This window comes from Mesorhizobium sp. WSM4906 (assembly GCF_029674625.1).
Lineage (GTDB): Bacteria > Pseudomonadota > Alphaproteobacteria > Rhizobiales > Rhizobiaceae > Mesorhizobium.
Window position 1 is genome coordinate 4,317,883 of the sequence record NZ_CP121355.1, and the last position, 17,944, is coordinate 4,335,826.

General features: G+C 62.0%; 15 protein-coding genes, 3 tRNA genes and 1 pseudogene. 15 read left to right on the top strand and 4 right to left on the bottom strand.

Features of this window, described 5'->3' with window-relative positions; translation table 11 throughout:
• Window positions 1-115 precede the first annotated feature (115 nt).
• Window positions 116-200, top strand: a tRNA-Tyr gene (locus QAZ22_RS20640).
• Window positions 201-288: 88 nt separating this feature from the next.
• Window positions 289-362, top strand: a tRNA-Gly gene (locus QAZ22_RS20645).
• A 72-nt stretch (window positions 363-434) separates the two neighbouring features.
• On the opposite strand, the gene QAZ22_RS20650 is transcribed toward QAZ22_RS20645, so the two are convergent.
• Window positions 435-893 carry a YidB family protein gene (locus QAZ22_RS20650; protein WP_278202592.1) on the bottom strand — a complete coding sequence of 153 codons (459 nt, stop codon included), beginning with the start codon at window positions 891-893 and terminating at the stop codon, window positions 435-437.
• Window positions 894-1,016: 123 nt separating this feature from the next.
• On the opposite strand from QAZ22_RS20650, the gene QAZ22_RS20655 reads away from it, so the two are divergent.
• Entirely contained in the window at window positions 1,017-1,274 is a 258-nt protein-coding gene (locus tag QAZ22_RS20655) for a GlsB/YeaQ/YmgE family stress response membrane protein (RefSeq protein WP_126094127.1), read from the top strand.
• Window positions 1,275-1,425: 151 nt separating this feature from the next.
• On the opposite strand, the gene QAZ22_RS20660 is transcribed toward QAZ22_RS20655, so the two are convergent.
• A complete protein-coding gene (locus tag QAZ22_RS20660; RefSeq protein ID WP_278202593.1) occupies window positions 1,426-2,313 on the bottom strand; it encodes a DMT family transporter in 888 nt (295 codons plus the stop codon).
• A 284-nt stretch (window positions 2,314-2,597) separates the two neighbouring features.
• Here QAZ22_RS20660 and tuf point away from each other — a divergent pair, with 284 nt between their 5' ends.
• From tuf to QAZ22_RS20685, 5 genes and pseudogenes are all read left to right on the top strand, one after another.
• Window positions 2,598-3,773 (top strand): elongation factor Tu, encoded by a 1,176-nt coding sequence (gene tuf / locus QAZ22_RS20665; RefSeq protein ID WP_278077423.1) that lies wholly within the window; start codon window positions 2,598-2,600, stop codon window positions 3,771-3,773.
• Window positions 3,774-4,068: 295 nt separating this feature from the next.
• Window positions 4,069-5,622 carry a hypothetical protein gene (locus tag QAZ22_RS20670; RefSeq protein WP_278207897.1) on the top strand — a complete coding sequence of 518 codons (1,554 nt, stop codon included), beginning with the start codon at window positions 4,069-4,071 and terminating at the stop codon, window positions 5,620-5,622.
• Window positions 5,623-5,710: 88 nt separating this feature from the next.
• Window positions 5,711-6,195, top strand: a pseudogene (locus tag QAZ22_RS20675) (group II truncated hemoglobin).
• Window positions 6,196-6,337: 142 nt separating this feature from the next.
• Window positions 6,338-6,413, top strand: a tRNA-Trp gene (locus QAZ22_RS20680).
• A 225-nt stretch (window positions 6,414-6,638) separates the two neighbouring features.
• Window positions 6,639-7,559, top strand: a complete 921-nt coding sequence (locus QAZ22_RS20685; RefSeq protein ID WP_278202594.1) for a LysR family transcriptional regulator — start codon at window positions 6,639-6,641, stop codon at window positions 7,557-7,559.
• Between the two features lie 267 nt (window positions 7,560-7,826).
• Here QAZ22_RS20685 and QAZ22_RS20690 read toward each other — a convergent pair whose 3' ends face one another.
• Together QAZ22_RS20690 and QAZ22_RS20695 are read right to left on the bottom strand one after the other, a co-directional pair.
• The gene (locus QAZ22_RS20690; RefSeq protein ID WP_278202595.1) at window positions 7,827-8,168 is read right to left on the bottom strand and encodes a hypothetical protein; all 342 of its coding nucleotides are present in this window, start codon (window positions 8,166-8,168) and stop codon (window positions 7,827-7,829) included.
• Window positions 8,169-8,295: 127 nt separating this feature from the next.
• On the bottom strand, window positions 8,296-9,306 hold the full coding sequence (locus QAZ22_RS20695; RefSeq protein WP_278202596.1) for an alpha/beta hydrolase: 1,011 nt from the start codon (window positions 9,304-9,306) through the stop codon (window positions 8,296-8,298).
• 652 nt (window positions 9,307-9,958) lie between these two features.
• Between QAZ22_RS20695 and secE the strand changes: the two genes are divergently transcribed.
• The 7 genes from secE (at window position 9,959) to rpoB (ending at window position 17,804) form a co-directional block, all read left to right on the top strand.
• The gene (gene secE, locus QAZ22_RS20700) at window positions 9,959-10,162 is read left to right on the top strand and encodes a preprotein translocase subunit SecE (protein WP_040974128.1); all 204 of its coding nucleotides are present in this window, start codon (window positions 9,959-9,961) and stop codon (window positions 10,160-10,162) included.
• Window positions 10,163-10,189: 27 nt separating this feature from the next.
• On the top strand, window positions 10,190-10,717 hold the full coding sequence (gene nusG, locus QAZ22_RS20705) for a transcription termination/antitermination protein NusG (protein ID WP_059189556.1): 528 nt from the start codon (window positions 10,190-10,192) through the stop codon (window positions 10,715-10,717).
• Between the two features lie 174 nt (window positions 10,718-10,891).
• On the top strand, window positions 10,892-11,320 hold the full coding sequence (gene rplK, locus QAZ22_RS20710; RefSeq protein WP_278077433.1) for a 50S ribosomal protein L11: 429 nt from the start codon (window positions 10,892-10,894) through the stop codon (window positions 11,318-11,320).
• Between the two features lie 4 nt (window positions 11,321-11,324).
• Window positions 11,325-12,023 carry a 50S ribosomal protein L1 gene (rplA, locus tag QAZ22_RS20715; RefSeq protein WP_278202597.1) on the top strand — a complete coding sequence of 233 codons (699 nt, stop codon included), beginning with the start codon at window positions 11,325-11,327 and terminating at the stop codon, window positions 12,021-12,023.
• 428 nt (window positions 12,024-12,451) lie between these two features.
• On the top strand, window positions 12,452-12,970 hold the full coding sequence (gene rplJ / locus QAZ22_RS20720; RefSeq protein ID WP_066989579.1) for a 50S ribosomal protein L10: 519 nt from the start codon (window positions 12,452-12,454) through the stop codon (window positions 12,968-12,970).
• Window positions 12,971-13,024: 54 nt separating this feature from the next.
• A complete protein-coding gene (gene rplL / locus QAZ22_RS20725; protein WP_040983055.1) occupies window positions 13,025-13,405 on the top strand; it encodes a 50S ribosomal protein L7/L12 in 381 nt (126 codons plus the stop codon).
• A 262-nt stretch (window positions 13,406-13,667) separates the two neighbouring features.
• On the top strand, window positions 13,668-17,804 hold the full coding sequence (gene rpoB, locus QAZ22_RS20730) for a DNA-directed RNA polymerase subunit beta (protein ID WP_278077430.1): 4,137 nt from the start codon (window positions 13,668-13,670) through the stop codon (window positions 17,802-17,804).
• Window positions 17,805-17,944 lie beyond the last annotated feature (140 nt).

Sequence of the window (17,944 nt, forward strand, 5' to 3'; positions counted from 1 at the left end):
CGGTTGACACCCACCGGCCTTGCCGCCATAAGGCGCATCGCTGATTTCGGAGAAGATATTTACTCGGGCTCCGGATCGGTGTGAATGCCTCGTTGCATGGCTCCGGCGGCAGACTGGAGAGGTGCCCGAGTGGTTAAAGGGGACGGACTGTAAATCCGTTGGCTTAGCCTACGTTGGTTCGAATCCAACCCTCTCCACCACTGCCGGCCCGGAAGCCCTGAAACGAAAAAGTCTCGGACCGAAAATGCATGGCGCTTTTCGGGTGAATCCGGTACTTCAGTGTAAGGCGCGGGTATAGCTCAGTGGTAGAGCAGCAGCCTTCCAAGCTGAATATGCGGGTTCGATTCCCGCTACCCGCTCCAGACCTCCACTCTCACGAAAGAAAAATGCCGCGCGCCCATCGCGCGCAGCACGTTTCGTTTCGGTCCGGCCGCCTAGCTGTTGAAGGCCGAGGCGACCTGATGATGCTGTGGAATCTGGCCGTTCGGCGTCAGCTTGTCGACGACGCCCGGCAGCGCGACCGACAATTGCTGCAGCAGCTCCTGCTCGTTCATGCCCGTCCGCTGCGCGATCTCGCGGATCACCGCCGGCCCGAGTGCTGAGCCGAGATCGTTGGCGTTGATCGGCTGGTTCTGGCCGGTGCCGACCCAGGAATCGGCGGCGTTGCCGTGGCCGGCATCCTTCAGCTTGTCGAGCAGGCCGCCCAACCCGCCGAGCAGGCCGCCATCGGCGGATGCATCGGTATCCGCCGGTGTCGGCGCGGGGGCTTGCGGAGCGGCCGGCTGTTCCTCGCTCCTGCCGCTCAGCATCTTGCCGACCAGCAGCGCGCCGAGCGCAATCATCAGGGGTTTGGTGATGTTGCCGCCGGGGACGGCGTTGTCGAAAAGGCCCATCGTGGATCTCCTATCAAGTCCGCCCCGGCGCCAGAATGGCGCAACCGGGGGGAATTTCAAGCTGTCTTGAGCTTTTGACAATCATATGAAAATGATTGGCACGGCGGGGATTGGAGGGAAGAGATGGGCATCATCAGCTGGATCATTCTCGGCGTCATCGCCGGCTTCATCGGCAGCAAGATCGTCAACAAGACCGGCCAGGGCATGATCATGGACATCGTGCTCGGCATCGTCGGCGCCATCGTCGGCGGGGTGATCTTCAGCGCCTTCGGCGCCTCGGGCGTCACCGGCCTCAACATCTGGAGCCTGATCGTCGCTGTCATCGGCTCCGTCGTCGTGCTCTGGGCCTATCACCAGATCAGCGGCAAGCGCACGCTGTAGGCGGTTAGGCTGACCGCCCTTCCGGCTGCGGGCGATCATCATGTCTTGGCCGGTCGCCGCGCGCGATCGCATGGCGGCGCATTGGCCAGCGATCTTGCCCGGCGCCCGCCGGAAAGTGGGTAGGGCGGCCGGCTCTACGGATCGGGCAGCCTCAGGCGACCACCGCCAGCCGCCGGCGCCTTTCATCGAGCGACACGATGGCAAGGCCGCTGCCGATCACCAGTAGGATGCCGCAGACGGCGAGCGCGTTCGGGAACTGCCCGAACACCAGCAAGCCGGAAATCACCGCCCAGACGGTGAAGCAATAATAGAAGGGCGCGACCGCGCTCGTCGGCCCGACGCGATAGGCCATGAAGATGAAGAAGTGGCCGAAGATAAGGAACAGGCCGGCGCCTGCGATGAGCAGGAGATGCCGGCCCTCCGGCACCACCCACTGCTCGGAAACGAGATGCGCGATGCCTGAGCCGGCCAGCACGACCACGACTGCGGAGATGGCCACGATCATGCCGGGCACCTCGGCGCCAACCTTGCGTCCGGCGAGGTCGCGCGCCGCTGCCATGGCCGCGTTGCCGAGCGCCAGCAAGGCGTAGATGGAAATGCCTTGCATCGTCGGCTGCGCCACCATGACGGCGCCGACGAAGCCGACGCCGATCAGCGCCATGCGTGCGGCGCCGATCTTCTCGCCGAACAGCAGCGAGGATCCGACCAGCACGAGGAGCGGCGTGATCTGCCCGAGCGCCGTCGAATCGGCGATCTGCATGTTGGCTAAGGCCACGACGTAGCAAAGGATCGCGGCCAGCTCGCAAATGTTCCGGCGCAGCACCTTGCGCTCGAAAAGCAACGGGATCTGCCTGCCATAACCCAACATGAACAGCAGCGGCATGCCCCACAACGTCGCTGCCGCGCCACGCAGCAACAGCACCTCGTAGGGCGGCAGTCCGGCGGTCGCGAGCTTCATCATCGTGTCGTTGACGAGGTAGGACCCCGTCGAGACGATCATGAACAGCGGACCACGGATATTTGCCGGAATGAACTGCATTCGCCGAAGAAATCAGAGGTGTGTCGCGGCGGCAATGGGCCAGCTTCGACCGATCGAGCTGCCCTCGGCAAGCTGTCGATGAGGGTGCCGAAACACGGAACCACGCCCGTTTGAATTCGTCGACGGCAATCCTATATCCTGGCCATTCCCCTGAAATCGGATCGTTGGTTCGGGTCGAGTGCGAGAACGCTCAGCCACAAGGTACTTGTGTTTTGCGGCCGTTGTCGCTAATCGCCCCGCATTCGACTGAACTGAAGGTCAAAGGCCGCCCAAGGAAAGAGACTATGGCAAAAGGTAAATTCGAGCGCACCAAGCCGCATGTGAACATTGGCACGATCGGTCACGTCGATCATGGCAAGACGTCGCTGACGGCGGCGATCACGAAGTATTTTGGCGAATACAAGCGCTATGACCAGATCGACGCGGCGCCGGAAGAGAAGGCGCGCGGCATCACCATTTCGACGGCGCACGTGGAGTACGAGACGGCCAACCGTCACTATGCCCACGTCGACTGCCCCGGCCACGCCGACTATGTGAAGAACATGATCACCGGTGCTGCCCAGATGGACGGCGCGATCCTGGTGGTCTCGGCTGCCGACGGCCCGATGCCGCAGACGCGCGAGCACATCCTGCTTGCCCGCCAGGTCGGCGTGCCCTCGATCGTGGTGTTTTTGAACAAGGTCGACCAGGTCGACGACGCCGAGCTGCTCGAGCTGGTCGAGCTCGAGGTTCGCGAGCTTCTGACCAAGAACGAGTTCCCCGGCGACGACATTCCGATCGTCAAGGGCTCGGCGCTGGCGGCGCTTGAGGATTCCAACAAGACCATCGGCGAGGATGCCATCCGCGAGCTGATGGCCCAGGTCGACGCCTACATCCCGACGCCGGTGCGTCCGCTGGACAAGCCGTTCCTGATGCCGATCGAGGACGTGTTCTCGATCTCGGGCCGCGGCACGGTCGTGACCGGCCGCGTCGAGCGCGGCGTGGTCAAGGTCGGCGAGGAGCTGGAGATCGTCGGCATCCGTCCGACGGCCAAGACGACCTGCACGGGCGTCGAGATGTTCCGCAAGCTGCTCGACCAGGGTCAGGCCGGCGACAACATCGGCGCGCTGCTGCGCGGCATCGACCGCGAGGGCGTTGAGCGCGGCCAGGTTCTGGCCAAGCCCGGTTCGGTGAAGCCGCACAAGAAGTTCACGGCCGAAGCCTACATCCTGACCAAGGACGAGGGTGGCCGTCACACGCCGTTCTTCACCAACTACCGTCCGCAGTTCTACTTCCGCACCACCGACGTGACGGGCATCGTGACGCTGCCGGCCGGCACCGAGATGGTGATGCCTGGCGACAACATCACCGTCGACGTCGAGCTGATCGTGCCGATCGCCATGGAAGAGAAGCTGCGCTTCGCCATCCGTGAAGGCGGCCGCACCGTCGGTGCCGGCATCGTCGTCACCATCAAAGAGTAATCGATCCGGCATTTGCCGGTTCGACAGGAGAGGGCGGTCTTCGGGCCGCCCTTTTTCGTCTCCGGCGCTCCGAAGGCGAAGTGTTACGCCACGCCTTTCAAAGCTGTTTGCAAGCGGCATCGCCGCAACTAGTATGGGTTGTACCCGTGGGGGCTTTGCAAGCGTGGTTCGGGAAAGCCGTTCAGACAGCATTCGGTGGTGGCGCGGGTTCTTGCGCCTGGGGTTGGCCGCCGCGATCGGCCTGGCCGGCTTCGTCGCGGAGGCCAAGGATGAGGCGCCCGATCTCGGTCCGACGATGCGCTTTGCCGTCGTGCGCAGCAGCGCGCCTGGCTGCGAGCCCAATTGCCCGGAGTGGATTTCGGCGGAAGGCACCATCGAGGCCGGCACGCCGGCGCTGTTCAAGCGCCTCTTGAAGACGCTCGGCGGCCGACAACTGCCGATCGTCGTCAATTCTCCTGGCGGCAATGTCGACGCGGCGCTCCAGCTCGGCCGCGCGATCCGCAAGGCCAAGCTCGACATCGCCGTGGGCACGACGGAGTTTTCCGGCTGCTCGCCGCAGATGAAGAATTGCCGGGACGATGACGGCAAGGCCGCCCCCTATTTGGGTATCGCCCCCTATTTGGGTATCGCCCATGACAGCGGCGCCATGTGCAACTCGGCCTGTCCGCTGATGTTTGCCGGTGGCGTCCGCCGCGTCGTGGGCGAATGGGCCTATCTCGGGGTCCATCAGATTACCACCACTTACCGGCGAGAAAAGCTGCTGTACCGTACGACCTACAAGATCGTGAACGGCAAGAAGAAGGTCCTCAGTACCAAGATCGTCAGCCGCAAGAATGCCGGCAGCTACAAGACTTATGAGATGAGCAAGGCGGTCGAGAAGCGTCTGGCGGGTTATCTCAAGGAAATGGGTATCGAACAAGGCGTGCTGGACGTGATGAAGGTCACGCCGGCGAGCGACATAAGGCAGATCGAGCCCGATGACATGCTGGAGATGAAGCTCGTCACCAGCCTCGATTCGCTGGATCTTCTGACCGAGAAGACCATTTGTCGACGCAATCCCGCGCCGGCGAACTGCCGCGAAATACCGACGAACGGCACGCCGGTGGCGGTCGCGAGCGTCGAGATCAAGCCGGCAGGCCCTCAACCGACAGAGACTGCATCATCGTCCAGACCAGAACAGGACATGCGCTTCGTGCTGGTTCGCGGCAGCAATCCGCTCTGCAATCCCGATTGCCCGGAATGGATTTCGGCGGAAGGGGTAATTGCAGCCGGCACGCCCGACAGGCTGCGCGAGCTGCTCGACACGGTCGGAGGGCGCAGGCTGCCTCTCGTGGTCAACTCGCCGGGCGGCGACGTGCAGGGCGCGCTCGCCGCCGGCAGGCTCATCCGTGAGCGCGGGTTGGATGTCGCGGTCGCCCGGACGGATTTCCTCGATTGCGATCCTGGCGCTGTGGGGTGCGGCGCCAAGGACCTCCATACCGGCCTCACCGTCGATGCCGGCGCCGAATGCGACGCGGCCTGCGCGGTTATGATCGCCGGCGGCACAAGGCGCTTCGTCGGTGCCGATGTGCATTTCCTCGTGCACTCCATGGGCATGGAAGACAAGGTCAGGGCGTATCTCGAGGAGATGGCGATCGGCTCCGGCTTGTTCGTCGCGATGCAGTCGGCCCAATATGCCAAGCACAGGGAGCTCAGTCAGGACGAATTGGCGGAGTTCGGATTGACGACCGGGCGCCAATCGGTGGACGCGTTGACGGGCGCCACCATCTGCAAATCGTCGCCGAAGCCCGACAACTGCCGGGTTTTGCCGGCAGCCAACGCCGCTGCGGAGGCGTCGGCGAAGCTGTAGCGGATGCGACAACTGGCCATGGAGGCAGGTTGAGCCGAATCCGATCTTGCCGCTATCCTTCCGTGCTACCGATGAAGGAGGATCGGCGATGAGCGAGGACATCCCGACTTTGTTCGAATGGGCCGGCGGCGCGGAAGCGCTCAACCGGCTGACGCGCACCTTCTACGACAAGGTGGCGCTGGACCCGATCGTCGGCCCGGTCTTCAAGCATATGTCACCCGATCATCCGGCGCATGTCGCCGACTTCATCGGCGAGGTCTTCGGCGGACCGAAGACATACAGCGAAAAGCATGGCGGCCACCGCGAAATGGTCATGCATCACCTCGGCAAGCATCTGAGCGAGGAGCAGCGGCGGCGCTGGATCAACCTGCTGGCCGACGCGGCCGACGAGGTCGGCCTGCCCGACGACCCGAATTCCGTTCCGCCTTCATGGGCTATGTCGAATGGGGATCGCGGCTGGCGAAGATGAATTCCAATCTCGGCGAAACCTGCGATCCGGAGACCGAGCCGATGCCCGCCTGGGGCTGGGGCGTGCCCGGCGGACCGTACAAGCCGCCAGCCGCGAAATCGTGAACGGGGCCGGACTTCTCAGTCCGATCCTTTGCCGGCGACACGGGAAAATCCGGATTTCTGGCAAAGCATATGAAACTGCAGCTGACTGCTCTTTACAGAGCGCGTGGAAGCTTTTAGGAAGCGCCTGCGCTGAAGCGCGTGTACGGGCATAGCTCAGTTGGTAGAGCGGCGGTCTCCAAAACCGCAGGTCGTAGGTTCGAGCCCTGCTGCCCGTGCCATTCCTTCAAAGGATAAGGCATCTGGCGATCACCTTGATCGCCGAGTTGCCGAAGTCAGCCTCACACATCTCTTGCACAAGCCGCGCGCATGCGCGATGGCTGACAGCACGTTTCTCAGCCCGAAGTCGTTTCGGCCGGGCTGGCACTGTCCATCGCGCACACTTGAGAATCGAATACGCTGTGGCATATTCGAAACTGATTTATGGCGCCTAACATATAAGCACGATGGATATCAAGGGAATCGACCTCAACCTCCTCGTATCGCTTGACGTATTGCTGAAAGAGCGAAATGTCACACGTGCGGCCGCACGGCTTAATTTGAGCCAGCCAGCGCTATCCGCCCAACTCAGCCGGCTCCGACAAGCATTCGAGGATCCGCTTCTTATCCCTGCAGATAACGGACGCGGAATGGATCCGACAGCTCTGGCGCTCGAACTGGTCGAGCCTCTCCACGCCGCCCTTAAGGACCTGGAGGTTTTGGTCCGGCGTCGGCCTCGCTTCGACGCGCTAAATGATATCCGCGATTTTCGGATCGCAACGACAGACAATGGCGTCGTAGTGATCGGCTTGCCGCTGTTGCGGCGACTACAAACCGAGGCTGGCTCAGGGATTCGCCTGGCCTTTCACCTGCTTGATGGCACCGGGTCAACGGAACAGGTCGACCGAGACGAGATCGATCTCCTCATCGCACCTCCGAGCATGGTTCCACCGATGCTGAAAAGCCGTCGCCTTTATGACGAAACCTATTCGATGGTGCAGCGCAAATTCCATCCTCGAGGTGATCGGCGGCCGGACCTCGATGCCTACTGTGCGTTGGATCACATTCTAGTTTCCCTGGATGGAGGCGGGTTCGAGGGGAGAGTCGATAAAGTTCTGGCTGAAACCGATCGCAGCCGGCGTGTCGTCTTATCTTTGCCCAGTTTTACCCTAGTGCCACCCGTGCTTCGCACCACGGATTATGTCTGCACAATGCCGACCCGGTTCGTCCGCGCTCTCGACGATGACTGTGAGTGCTTTGAGCTACCGTTTCTTGTTCCGGGTTTCGCCATGCATATGGCTTGGCACGCGCGGCATCACCACGACCCGGCCAATCTCTGGCTCCGCCAACAAGCGCTGGGAACGGCACAACGCGCTGAAGCACCCTAAGAGACCGTTCGAAGCCATTGCGGAGAGCGGGCGATCTGCGGTTCTCGACGAAACGCTGGCGCATTTGATGTCTCAGCGTCGTTAAGACCGGGCTTGGGGCAGGGAAGGGGTGGATGTGGTGTCGAGCACGGCGCCTCAACGAAGGTCCTGCTAGAGATGCAATCGCCGTCGCGCAGACGGGTCGGGGGCGTAAACGGTCACCCCTTCCTCTCGCGATCGTTGCCGGCTAAAATCGCTGCGGCCGGCAACAATCACTACGAATAGTCCTCACTTCACACGCGTTTGCGCAAGCGCCGTGATCTCCGAAGCGCGAGGTGCAAAGGCATTGAGAAGCGGGGTCACCGTCACGGTTGTCTCTCGCTGCAACCCCAACGCCCGCGCTGAGGGAAGCATACGTTCTTGGATAAAGGACTCGAAGCCGTCCTTGCTGCTCCACAGTTCGATGACGCGAAGGCCTGCTCCGCCGTCGAGAGGGGCTGCAATGTGCAAGTAGATGTCCGGCGCCGGTGTGTGTTCCACATCCATCTTTCGAAGGATGGCGTCGTATTCTTCCGGGGTCAAGGCGATTATATCAAGGACGGCGACCCAGGTCTGCGTGTTGATACTCATACGTGTCTCCTTGGCTGAACGCGGATTGCTGAGTTAATTTACAGGTGATTTAGCGCTTGAGTTGGAGTTGAGTGCAGCACACCGACCATGCCTGCAGGGACCGCTTTGGCATTTGATGTCGCTTCGATTAATTCGGCGACCAATCGTCGGGCGTAGTGCCGCTACCCAAAAACGTTTCAATAATGTGGGAGAAGGCTTCGGGCCGTTCGTCGGGGATGAAGTGACCCGTATTCTCCATCATAACCGGCGCTACCGAGCGCGCCACTTGTCGCATGCTTTCCGCCACCATAGATCCCAGTCCATACTTGGCTCCAATGGCTAAAACTGGAATAGTTAGCGGCGTTCGCGACAATTCGGTGTTGTCAGCGATATCGCGATCAATCGTCCGATAGAGTTGAAGACTTGTCGCCAGCCGGCCGGGCCGTGCGTAGCTGTTTTCATAATAGGTGATGACTGCTTCTGAGAAGCTGCCAGGAACGATGTGGAATCCTCTATTGCGGTAGAACCATTCTAAGAATTCTTTCTCGTGTCCCACGAGAACCTTTTCAGCGAAGTCGGGGATCTCAAAGAAACCAAAGAACCACAATGGGTTGTGAATAAGGGGAGCGAACTGTTTCGTGGTCCAGGGGCCGTCGGGCGCACCCTCCGCGATTATAAGCTTGTCAACAGCATCGCGGTGGATAGCGGCGTAGGCATAGGCTACGGCAGCACCCCAATCATGGCCGACTACAGTTGCTCGTGAATAGTCAAGCCTCGTCATCAACTGGAAAAGATCTTCGGCAAGCGTCTTGCGGTCATATCCCGATGATGCGATTTGTGATTCTCCGAATCCGCGTAAGTCGACGGCAATAACGGTGTGCTTCGTTGCAAGGTGAGGCATCATTTTACGCCACTCGTGCCAATCCTCCGGCCACCCATGGATGAGCAGAATCGGCGATCCTTTCCCGCCGATCACGTAGTGAATGCGCACGCCATCAACGTCAGCGAATTGGGATTGAAAGCCGGCGGGGATACCGGTCATGCTGTCAGCTTGAATTGAGCCTTGGTCCTTGCCTTGGACGCCAGCGTTCGTTGGTTCCGCAAGAAATAGCATCGCGGTTGCAGTTGCCGAGAGAATGAGAGTTTGCATCGTGCGCATTACGTCGCCCTTCCGGAAGTTTTTCGGGGCAACATTCAGTCCCGCCCCGCTTGCAAACGGATATGCAACTCCTACCCATCATTAAAATCGATTGTCGCTATACGTCCTATAACGGGAATGGATAGACACCCGTGCGACTGTTCCTCCGACGATATGTGCGCTTTCTATGCGGAGCGCTCATCGGGGCGGTCGTCAACTCGGGAGGCCGGGAATCCGGTAGAGCGGACGTGCTTCGCCGGTCACTGTGAACTGCCGTCGCAGGACGTTGGTTCGAGCTCTGCTGCCCGTGCCATTCCTTAAATGGCGGGCCGAAGATGAGAGCGCCCTGCCGTTGAAAACCGCCGGGTGGCTTGCCATATAGCAAAAACTGGGGCATAAGGCCCGCATAGCCGGGACGGAACGACTGGATGGTTCCGAGGCGGCGCTAGAACATAAAGCGGAACACTTGCCACTTGCGTGGACCAAGAATCGGTTTTATGTAGACTGAACAGACACGCGACGCGTGGAGCTGGGAAGCCGGCTTTACGCGTCCGATTTGCATGGGCGAAATGGTTGCGCTGATTCGGCGCCGGCATGAAGCCCAGGCGGCACGTCCCGGCCTGCGGGATCATCCAGGAGGCCCGGCCAACGGGTCTTGAAGACAGAGCGGCAGATGGCTTCGAAAACCACAAATCCTTTCACCTTTCTCCAGCAGGTTCGCGCGGAGACGGCCAAGGTGACATGGCCCTCGCGCCGCGAGACCATGATCTCGACGGTGATGGTGCTGGTGTTCGCGGTCATCGCGATGATCTTCTTCTTCGCCGCCGACATAGCCATGGGCTATGCGATCGAGTGGATTCTGGGCCTCGGACATTAAGTTCGGCGATTACGGAGAGGTCGTGAAATGACTGCGCGGTGGTACATCGTCCACGCTTATTCGAACTTCGAGAAGAAGGTCGCCGAGGATATCGAGAACAAGGCCAAGCAGAAGGGCCTGTCCGGCGAGATCGAGCAGATCGTGGTGCCGACCGAGAAGGTCGTCGAGATCCGTCGCGGCCGCAAGGTCGACGCCGAGCGCAAGTTCTTCCCGGGCTATGTGCTCTTGAAGGCCAACCTGACGGACGCCGTGTTCTCGCTGGTCAAGAACACGCCGAAGGTCACCGGCTTCCTCGGCGACTCCAAGCCGGTGCCGATCACCGAGACCGAGGCGCAGCGCATCCTGAACCAGGTTCAGGAGGGCGTCGAGCGGCCGAAGCCGTCGGTCACCTTCGAGATCGGCGAGGCGATCCGCGTTTCGGACGGTCCGTTCGCGTCGTTCAACGGCTTCGTCCAGGAAGTGGACGAGGAGCGCGCGCGCCTCAAGGTGGAAGTTTCGATCTTCGGGCGCGCTGTGCCGGTCGATCTCGAATTCGGACAGGTCGAAAAGGGCTGATCCGAAGATCCTTCGGCCGACAGGCGATGAGGGGTCGGCGGCGCGAGAAAGCGCGCTGCCATGAACGGGTGGGAGGCGAAAGCGGTTTAGCCGGCCGCTGGAGCCGCACCACCGGACTGCAACCGCCGGCATTTCCCGACAGCGGGGCCGGCATGAGAAAAGGCAGGAATAGAGATGGCTAAGAAAGTTGCAGGCCAGCTCAAGCTCCAGGTTGCCGCGGGCTCGGCCACGCCGTCGCCCCCGATCGGCCCGGCGCTTGGTCAGCGCGGCATCAACATCATGGAGTTCTGCAAGGCGTTCAACGCGCAGACCCAGGAACTGGAGAAGGGCTCGCCCATCCCGGTCGTGATCACTTACTACCAGGACAAGTCGTTCACCTTCGTCATGAAGACGCCGCCGGTGAGCTACTTCCTGAAGAAGGCCGCCAACCTGAAGTCGGGCTCCAAGGAGCCGGGCAAGACCAAGGTCGGCACGATCTCGCGCGACAAGGTGCGCCAGATCGCCGAGCAGAAGATGAAGGACCTGAACGCAAACGACGTCGAGGCGGCCATGCGCATGGTCGAGGGCTCCGCCCGCTCGATGGGCCTGGAAGTGGTGGGCTAAGATCATGGCAAAGATTGCAAAGCGAGTTGCCAAGAGCCGCGAAGGCATCGATCCGAACAAGGCCTACGCCCTCAACGAGGCGCTGCAGCTGCTCAAGGACCGGTCCACGGTTAAGTTCGACGAGACCGTCGAGATTTCGATGAACCTTGGCGTCGATCCCCGCCATGCCGACCAGATGGTCCGCGGCGTGGTCAATCTGCCGAACGGCACCGGCCGCTCGGTTCGCGTCGCCGTGTTCGCGCGCGGCGACAAGGCCGAGGAAGCCAAGGCCGCCGGCGCCGATATCGTTGGCGCCGAGGACCTGGTCGAGATCGTCCAGAAGGGCACGATCGATTTCGATCGCTGCATCGCCACCCCGGACATGATGCCGCTGGTCGGCCGCCTGGGTAAGGTGCTCGGCCCGCGCGGCATGATGCCGAACCCGAAGGTCGGCACCGTGACCACCGACGTGGCTGCCGCCGTCAAGGCCTCCAAAGGCGGTGCCGTCGAGTTCCGCGTCGAGAAGGCCGGCATCGTCCAGGCCGGCGTCGGCAAGGTGTCGTTCGACGTCAAGGCGCTGGAAGAGAATGTGCGGGCCTTCGCCGATGCGGTGAACAAGGCAAAGCCCGCCGGCGCCAAGGGCAACTATGTCAAGAAGGTGTCGGTCACCTCGACGATGGGTCCCGGCCTCAAGCTCGACATCGCGACGCTCGCCGCGTCGTAAGTGTCGTCCTGATCGGCTTCAGGCCGGTCGTTGGAGCATGATCCCGAAAAGTGGGAACCGGTTTTCGGAAAAGATCATGCTCCAACAAACAAGAATTCCGGACCGCCGATCCGTCGGCGGTCCGGTAACCCGGAGGCCGAAAGGCTTCCGGATATCCTGTCCGAGATTGCAGGCGGCCCAAAAGCCTTAATTCGCATGGGCCTGCATGAGACGGGTGAAGACCCGACAAAGGAGCGAAAAGCTCCAATGAAAGGTTCGAACCGTGTTTGCCTTTTGTCAGCACATCGCCGGCTTGGCCGTCGGTGTGGCGAAAGGGGGCAGGATCCTCGAGCGCCGTTCGGGAGATCCGTTTTTGGATGGCCCGGCCGGCAAAAGGCAACCCGACCTCTGACCTCGAGAATGAGGCAGGGGTCAACTGGAGATAGGCAGTGGACAGAGCGGAAAAACGCGAACTCGTCACGGGCCTGAACGAAGCGTTCTCGAACGCGGGTTCAGTCGTCGTGGCCCACTACGCCGGTATCACCGTGGCGCAAATGAACGACCTGAGGTCGAAGATGCGCGCCGCCGGTGGCACCGTCAAAGTCGCGAAGAACCGTCTCGCCAAGATCGCTCTTCAGGGCACGGACTCCGCATCGATCGTCGATCTGTTCAAGGGACAGACGCTGATCGCTTATTCGGAGGATCCGGTTGCGGCGCCGAAGATCGCGTCCGAGTTCGCCAAGGGGAATGACAAGCTGATCATTCTCGGCGGCGCGATGGGCTCGACCTCGCTCAACGCCGATGGTGTCAAGGCGCTCGCCACGATGCCGTCGCTCGACGAGCTGCGCGCGAAGCTGGTTGGCATGATTGCCACGCCGGCAACCCGGATCGCCCAGATCGTCAATGCGCCCGCGGCTTCGGTCGCGCGCGTCATCGGCGCTTACGCCCGGAAGGACGAGGCGGCATGAGGCCGTTCCTCGCTGTCAACAACACACGTTCGAACCAAGTAAAGGAATACACAAATGGCTGATCTCGCGAAGATCGTAGACGACCTTTCGAAGCTGACCGTCCTCGAGGCGGCCGAGCTGTCGAAGCTCCTGGAAGAGAAGTGGGGCGTTTCGGCCGCCGCTCCGGTGGCGGTTGCCGCTGCTGCCGGTGGCGCTGCCGCTGCTGCTGCTCCGGCTGAAGAGAAGACGGAATTCGACGTCGTTCTCGCCGACGCCGGCGCCCAGAAGATCAACGTCATCAAGGAAGTCCGCGCCATCACCGGCCTTGGCCTCAAGGAAGCCAAGGACCTGGTCGAAGCGGCTCCGAAGCCGGTCAAGGAAGGCGTTTCCAAGGCCGACGCCGACAAGTTCAAGGCTCAGCTGGAAGCAGCTGGCGCCAAGGTCGAGCTGAAGTAATAGGCGAGGGCGGACGGTCTCGCGCCGTCCGCCCCCTCCCTGGTTAAGGGGGAGGTTTCGTGAACGCGAGACGTTTGAAAACCTCTTTCCTGAGGGCCGGAAGCGGCCTTCAGGAAACGGGTTTTCTCCCGTTTTAGCCGGCAGCCGCCAAGCAATTGGAAAGGGCAGCCGGAAAACAGACAGGGGCAGCCGGCGAGGCGGCCCGTTGGTGCAAGGCGAACCGCGGCGAGGTTCGTCCCGAGTTTTGAGCTAAGGAGCGACGATGGCCCAGACCCAGACTTTCAATGGCCGCAGACGCGTACGCAAGTTCTTCGGAAAGATCCCGGAAGTTGCGGAGATGCCGAACCTGATCGAGGTTCAGAAGGCATCTTATGACCAGTTCCTGATGGTGGACGAGCCCAAGGGCGGGCGTCCGGACGAGGGACTGCAGGCCGTTTTCAAGTCGGTCTTCCCGATCTCCGATTTTTCCGGCTCCTCGATGCTGGAATTCGTGAAGTATGAGTTCGAAGGACCGAAATTCGACGTTGACGAGTGCCGTCAGCGCGACCTGACCTATGCCGCGCCGCTCAAGGTGACGCTGCGCCTCATCGTGTTTGATATCGACGAGGATACCGGTGCCAAGTCGATCAAGGATATCAAGGAGCAGGACGTCTACATGGGCGACATGCCGCTCATGACGTCGAACGGCACCTTCATCGTCAACGGCACCGAGCGCGTCATCGTCTCGCAGATGCACCGCTCGCCGGGCGTCTTCTTCGACCATGACAAGGGCAAGTCGCACTCGTCGGGCAAGCTGCTGTTTGCCGCGCGCGTCATTCCCTATCGCGGTTCCTGGCTCGACATCGAGTTCGACTCCAAGGACGTCGTGCACGCCCGTATCGACCGCCGCCGCAAGATTCCGGTGACGTCGCTGCTCATGGCGCTCGGCATGGACGGCGAAGAGATCCTGTCGACCTTCTACAACAAGATCACCTACAAGCGCGCCGGCGACCACTGGCGCATCCCGTTCAACGTCGAGCGGTTCCGCGGCCTCAAGGCGGTCGGCGACCTGGTCGATGCCGACACGGGCGAGATCGTCGTCGAGGCCGGCAAGAAGATCACCGCCCGCCAGGCCCGCCAGCTCGGCGAGAAGGGCCTTAAGGCGATCAAGGCAACCGACGAGGACCTGCTCGGCAACTACCTGGCCGAGGACATCGTCAACTACGCCACCGGCGAGATATTCCTCGAGGCCGGCGACGAGATCGACGACAAGACGCTGAAGGTGCTGCTCGGCACCGGCGAGGACGAGATCCAGATCCTCGACATCGACCATGTCAATGTCGGCGCCTACATTCGCAACACTTTGGCCGTCGACAAGAACGAGAGCCGCCAGGACGCGCTGTTCGACATCTACCGCGTCATGCGCCCGGGCGAGCCGCCGACGCTCGAGACCGCAGAAGCCATGTTCAACTCGCTATTCTTCGACAGCGAGCGCTATGACCTGTCGGCCGTCGGCCGCGTCAAGATGAACATGCGCCTCGAGCTCAAGGCCGAGGACACCGTGCGCGTGTTGCGCAAGGAAGACATCCTGGCCGTGGTCAAGACGCTGGTGGAGCTGCGCGACGGCAAGGGCGAGATCGACGACATCGACAATCTCGGCAACCGCCGCGTGCGTTCGGTCGGCGAGCTGATGGAGAATCAGTACCGCGTCGGCCTGCTGCGCATGGAGCGCGCGATCAAGGAACGCATGTCCTCGATCGAGATCGACACGGTCATGCCGCAGGACCTGATCAACGCCAAGCCGGCGGCCGCCGCCGTGCGCGAGTTCTTCGGCTCCTCGCAGCTGTCGCAGTTCATGGACCAGACCAACCCGCTGTCGGAGATCACCCACAAGCGCCGCCTGTCGGCACTTGGACCGGGCGGTCTGACCCGCGAGCGCGCCGGCTTCGAGGTGCGCGACGTGCACCCGACGCATTACGGCCGCATCTGCCCGATCGAGACGCCGGAAGGCCCGAATATCGGTCTGATCAACTCGCTCGCCACTTTCGCGCGCGTCAACAAGTACGGCTTCATCGAGAGCCCGTACCGCAAGATCGTCAACGGCAAGCTGACCAATGAAGTCGTCTATCTGTCGGCGATGGAAGAGGCCAAGCACCATGTCGCGCAGGCCAACGCCGAGCTCGACAAGAACGGCAGCTTCGTCGACGAGTTCGTCATCTGCCGCAACGCCGGCGAGGTGATGATGGCGCCGCGCGAGAACGTCGACCTGATGGACGTGTCGCCGAAGCAGATGGTCTCGGTGGCGGCGGCGCTCATCCCGTTCCTCGAGAACGACGACGCCAACCGCGCGCTGATGGGCTCGAACATGCAGCGTCAGGCCGTGCCGCTGGTGCGCGCCGAGGCGCCGTTCGTCGGCACCGGCATGGAGCCGGTCGTGGCTCGCGACTCGGGTGCCGCCATCGGCGCCCGCCGCGGCGGCGTGGTCGACCAGGTGGACGCCACCCGTATCGTCATCCGTGCGACGGAAGATCTCGACCCGGCCAAGTCCGGCGTCGACATCTACCGGCTGATGAAGTTCCAGCGTTCGAACCAGAACACCTGCATCAACCAGCGTCCGCTGGTGCGTGTGGGCGACCGCGTGAACAAGGGCGACATCATCGCCGACGGTCCGTCGACCGAGCTCGGCGATCTGGCGCTCGGCCGCAACGTGCTGGTCGCATTCATGCCTTGGAACGGCTACAACTACGAGGACTCGATCCTGCTCTCCGAGCGCATCGTGGCCGACGACGTCTTCACCTCGATCCATATCGAGGAGTTCGAGGTCATGGCCCGCGACACCAAGCTCGGACCGGAGGAAATCACGCGCGACATTCCGAACGTTTCGGAAGAAGCGCTGAAGAACCTCGACGAGGCCGGCATCGTCTATATCGGCGCGGAAGTGCAGCCGGGCGACATCCTGGTCGGCAAGATCACGCCGAAGGGCGAAAGCCCGATGACGCCGGAAGAAAAGCTGCTGCGCGCCATCTTCGGCGAGAAGGCCTCGGACGTTCGCGACACCTCCATGCGCATGCCTCCGGGCACCTTCGGCACCGTCGTCGAAGTGCGCGTCTTCAACCGCCACGGCGTGGAGAAGGACGAGCGCGCCATGGCGATCGAGCGCGAGGAGATCGAGCGCCTGGCCAAGGACCGCGACGACGAGCAGGCGATCCTCGACCGCAACGTCTATTCGCGTCTTTCCGACATGCTGGTCGGCAAGGATGCGATCGCCGGACCGAAGGGCTTCAAGAAGGGCTCGAAGCTGTCGAAGGACACGCTCGACGAATATCCGCGCTCGCAGTGGTGGCAGTTCGCCGTGGAGAACGAAAAGCTCCAGAGCGAACTGGAAGCGCTGCGCGGCCAGTACGACGACTCCAAGAAGGCGCTCGAGCAGCGCTTCATGGACAAGGTCGAGAAGGTGCAGCGCGGCGACGAGATGCCTCCGGGCGTCATGAAGATGGTCAAGGTCTTCGTGGCGGTGAAGCGCAAGATGCAGCCGGGCGACAAGATGGCCGGCCGTCACGGCAACAAGGGTGTCGTGTCGCGCATCGTTCCTGTCGAGGACATGCCTTTCCTCGAGGATGGCACGCATGCCGACATCGTGCTCAACCCGCTGGGTGTGCCGAGCCGCATGAATGTCGGCCAGATCCTGGAAACGCATCTGGGCTGGGCCTGCGCCGGCATGGGCAGGAAGATCGGCGAGCTGATCGATGCCTACAAGTCGGGCGGCGACATCAAGCCGCTGCGCAAGACGCTGGAGAGCTTCATGCCTTCCAACGACCGCAACGAGCCGATCCGCGACTATGACGACGAGAGCATCATTCGCCTGAGCGAGCAGATGCGCCGCGGCGTCTCCATCGCGACCCCGGTGTTCGACGGCGCGCACGAGGCCGACATCAACACCATGCTGGAGCAGGCCGGCCTGCACACCAGCGGTCAGTCGCAGCTCTATGACGGCCGCACCGGCGAGCCGTTCGATCGCAAGGTGACGATGGGCTACATCTATATGCTCAAGCTTCACCACCTGGTGGACGACAAGATCCACGCGCGCTCGATCGGTCCGTACTCGCTCGTCACCCAGCAGCCGCTGGGCGGCAAGGCGCAGTTCGGCGGCCAGCGCTTCGGCGAAATGGAGGTCTGGGCGCTCGAAGCTTACGGCGCCGCCTACACGCTGCAGGAAATGCTGACGGTGAAGTCTGACGACGTGGCCGGGCGCACCAAGGTCTACGAGGCGATCGTCAGAGGCGACGACACCTTCGAGGCGGGTATCCCCGAGAGCTTCAACGTTCTCGTCAAGGAAATGCGTTCGCTGGGCCTCAATGTCGAACTGGAGAACACCAAGTTCGAAGACGCTCCTGTACGGCTGCCGGATGCTGCCGAATAGGGGCGCAGCCGAGTAAGGCAATGGCGCGCCGCCACCTAAGTCGCGGCGCGTCCCGAGCATGATCCCGAAAACCGGTTTTCGGACGAGATCATGCTCAACCAAGAAGTATTCTTCGGCCGGTCAGGCCGGCCAGTCTGCGG

Coding starts and splice junctions, on each gene's coding strand:
- QAZ22_RS20650 (WP_278202592.1), bottom strand. CDS start 893: ATGGGCCTTTTCGACAACGCCGTCCCCGGCGGCAACATCACCAAACCC.
- QAZ22_RS20655 (WP_126094127.1), top strand. CDS start 1,017: ATGGGCATCATCAGCTGGATCATTCTCGGCGTCATCGCCGGCTTCATC.
- QAZ22_RS20660 (WP_278202593.1), bottom strand. CDS start 2,313: ATGCAGTTCATTCCGGCAAATATCCGTGGTCCGCTGTTCATGATCGTC.
- tuf (WP_278077423.1), top strand. CDS start 2,598: ATGGCAAAAGGTAAATTCGAGCGCACCAAGCCGCATGTGAACATTGGC.
- QAZ22_RS20670 (WP_278207897.1), top strand. CDS start 4,069: ATGCGCTTTGCCGTCGTGCGCAGCAGCGCGCCTGGCTGCGAGCCCAAT.
- QAZ22_RS20685 (WP_278202594.1), top strand. CDS start 6,639: ATGGATATCAAGGGAATCGACCTCAACCTCCTCGTATCGCTTGACGTA.
- QAZ22_RS20690 (WP_278202595.1), bottom strand. CDS start 8,168: ATGAGTATCAACACGCAGACCTGGGTCGCCGTCCTTGATATAATCGCC.
- QAZ22_RS20695 (WP_278202596.1), bottom strand. CDS start 9,306: ATGCGCACGATGCAAACTCTCATTCTCTCGGCAACTGCAACCGCGATG.
- secE (WP_040974128.1), top strand. CDS start 9,959: ATGGCTTCGAAAACCACAAATCCTTTCACCTTTCTCCAGCAGGTTCGC.
- nusG (WP_059189556.1), top strand. CDS start 10,190: ATGACTGCGCGGTGGTACATCGTCCACGCTTATTCGAACTTCGAGAAG.
- rplK (WP_278077433.1), top strand. CDS start 10,892: ATGGCTAAGAAAGTTGCAGGCCAGCTCAAGCTCCAGGTTGCCGCGGGC.
- rplA (WP_278202597.1), top strand. CDS start 11,325: ATGGCAAAGATTGCAAAGCGAGTTGCCAAGAGCCGCGAAGGCATCGAT.
- rplL (WP_040983055.1), top strand. CDS start 13,025: ATGGCTGATCTCGCGAAGATCGTAGACGACCTTTCGAAGCTGACCGTC.
- rpoB (WP_278077430.1), top strand. CDS start 13,668: ATGGCCCAGACCCAGACTTTCAATGGCCGCAGACGCGTACGCAAGTTC.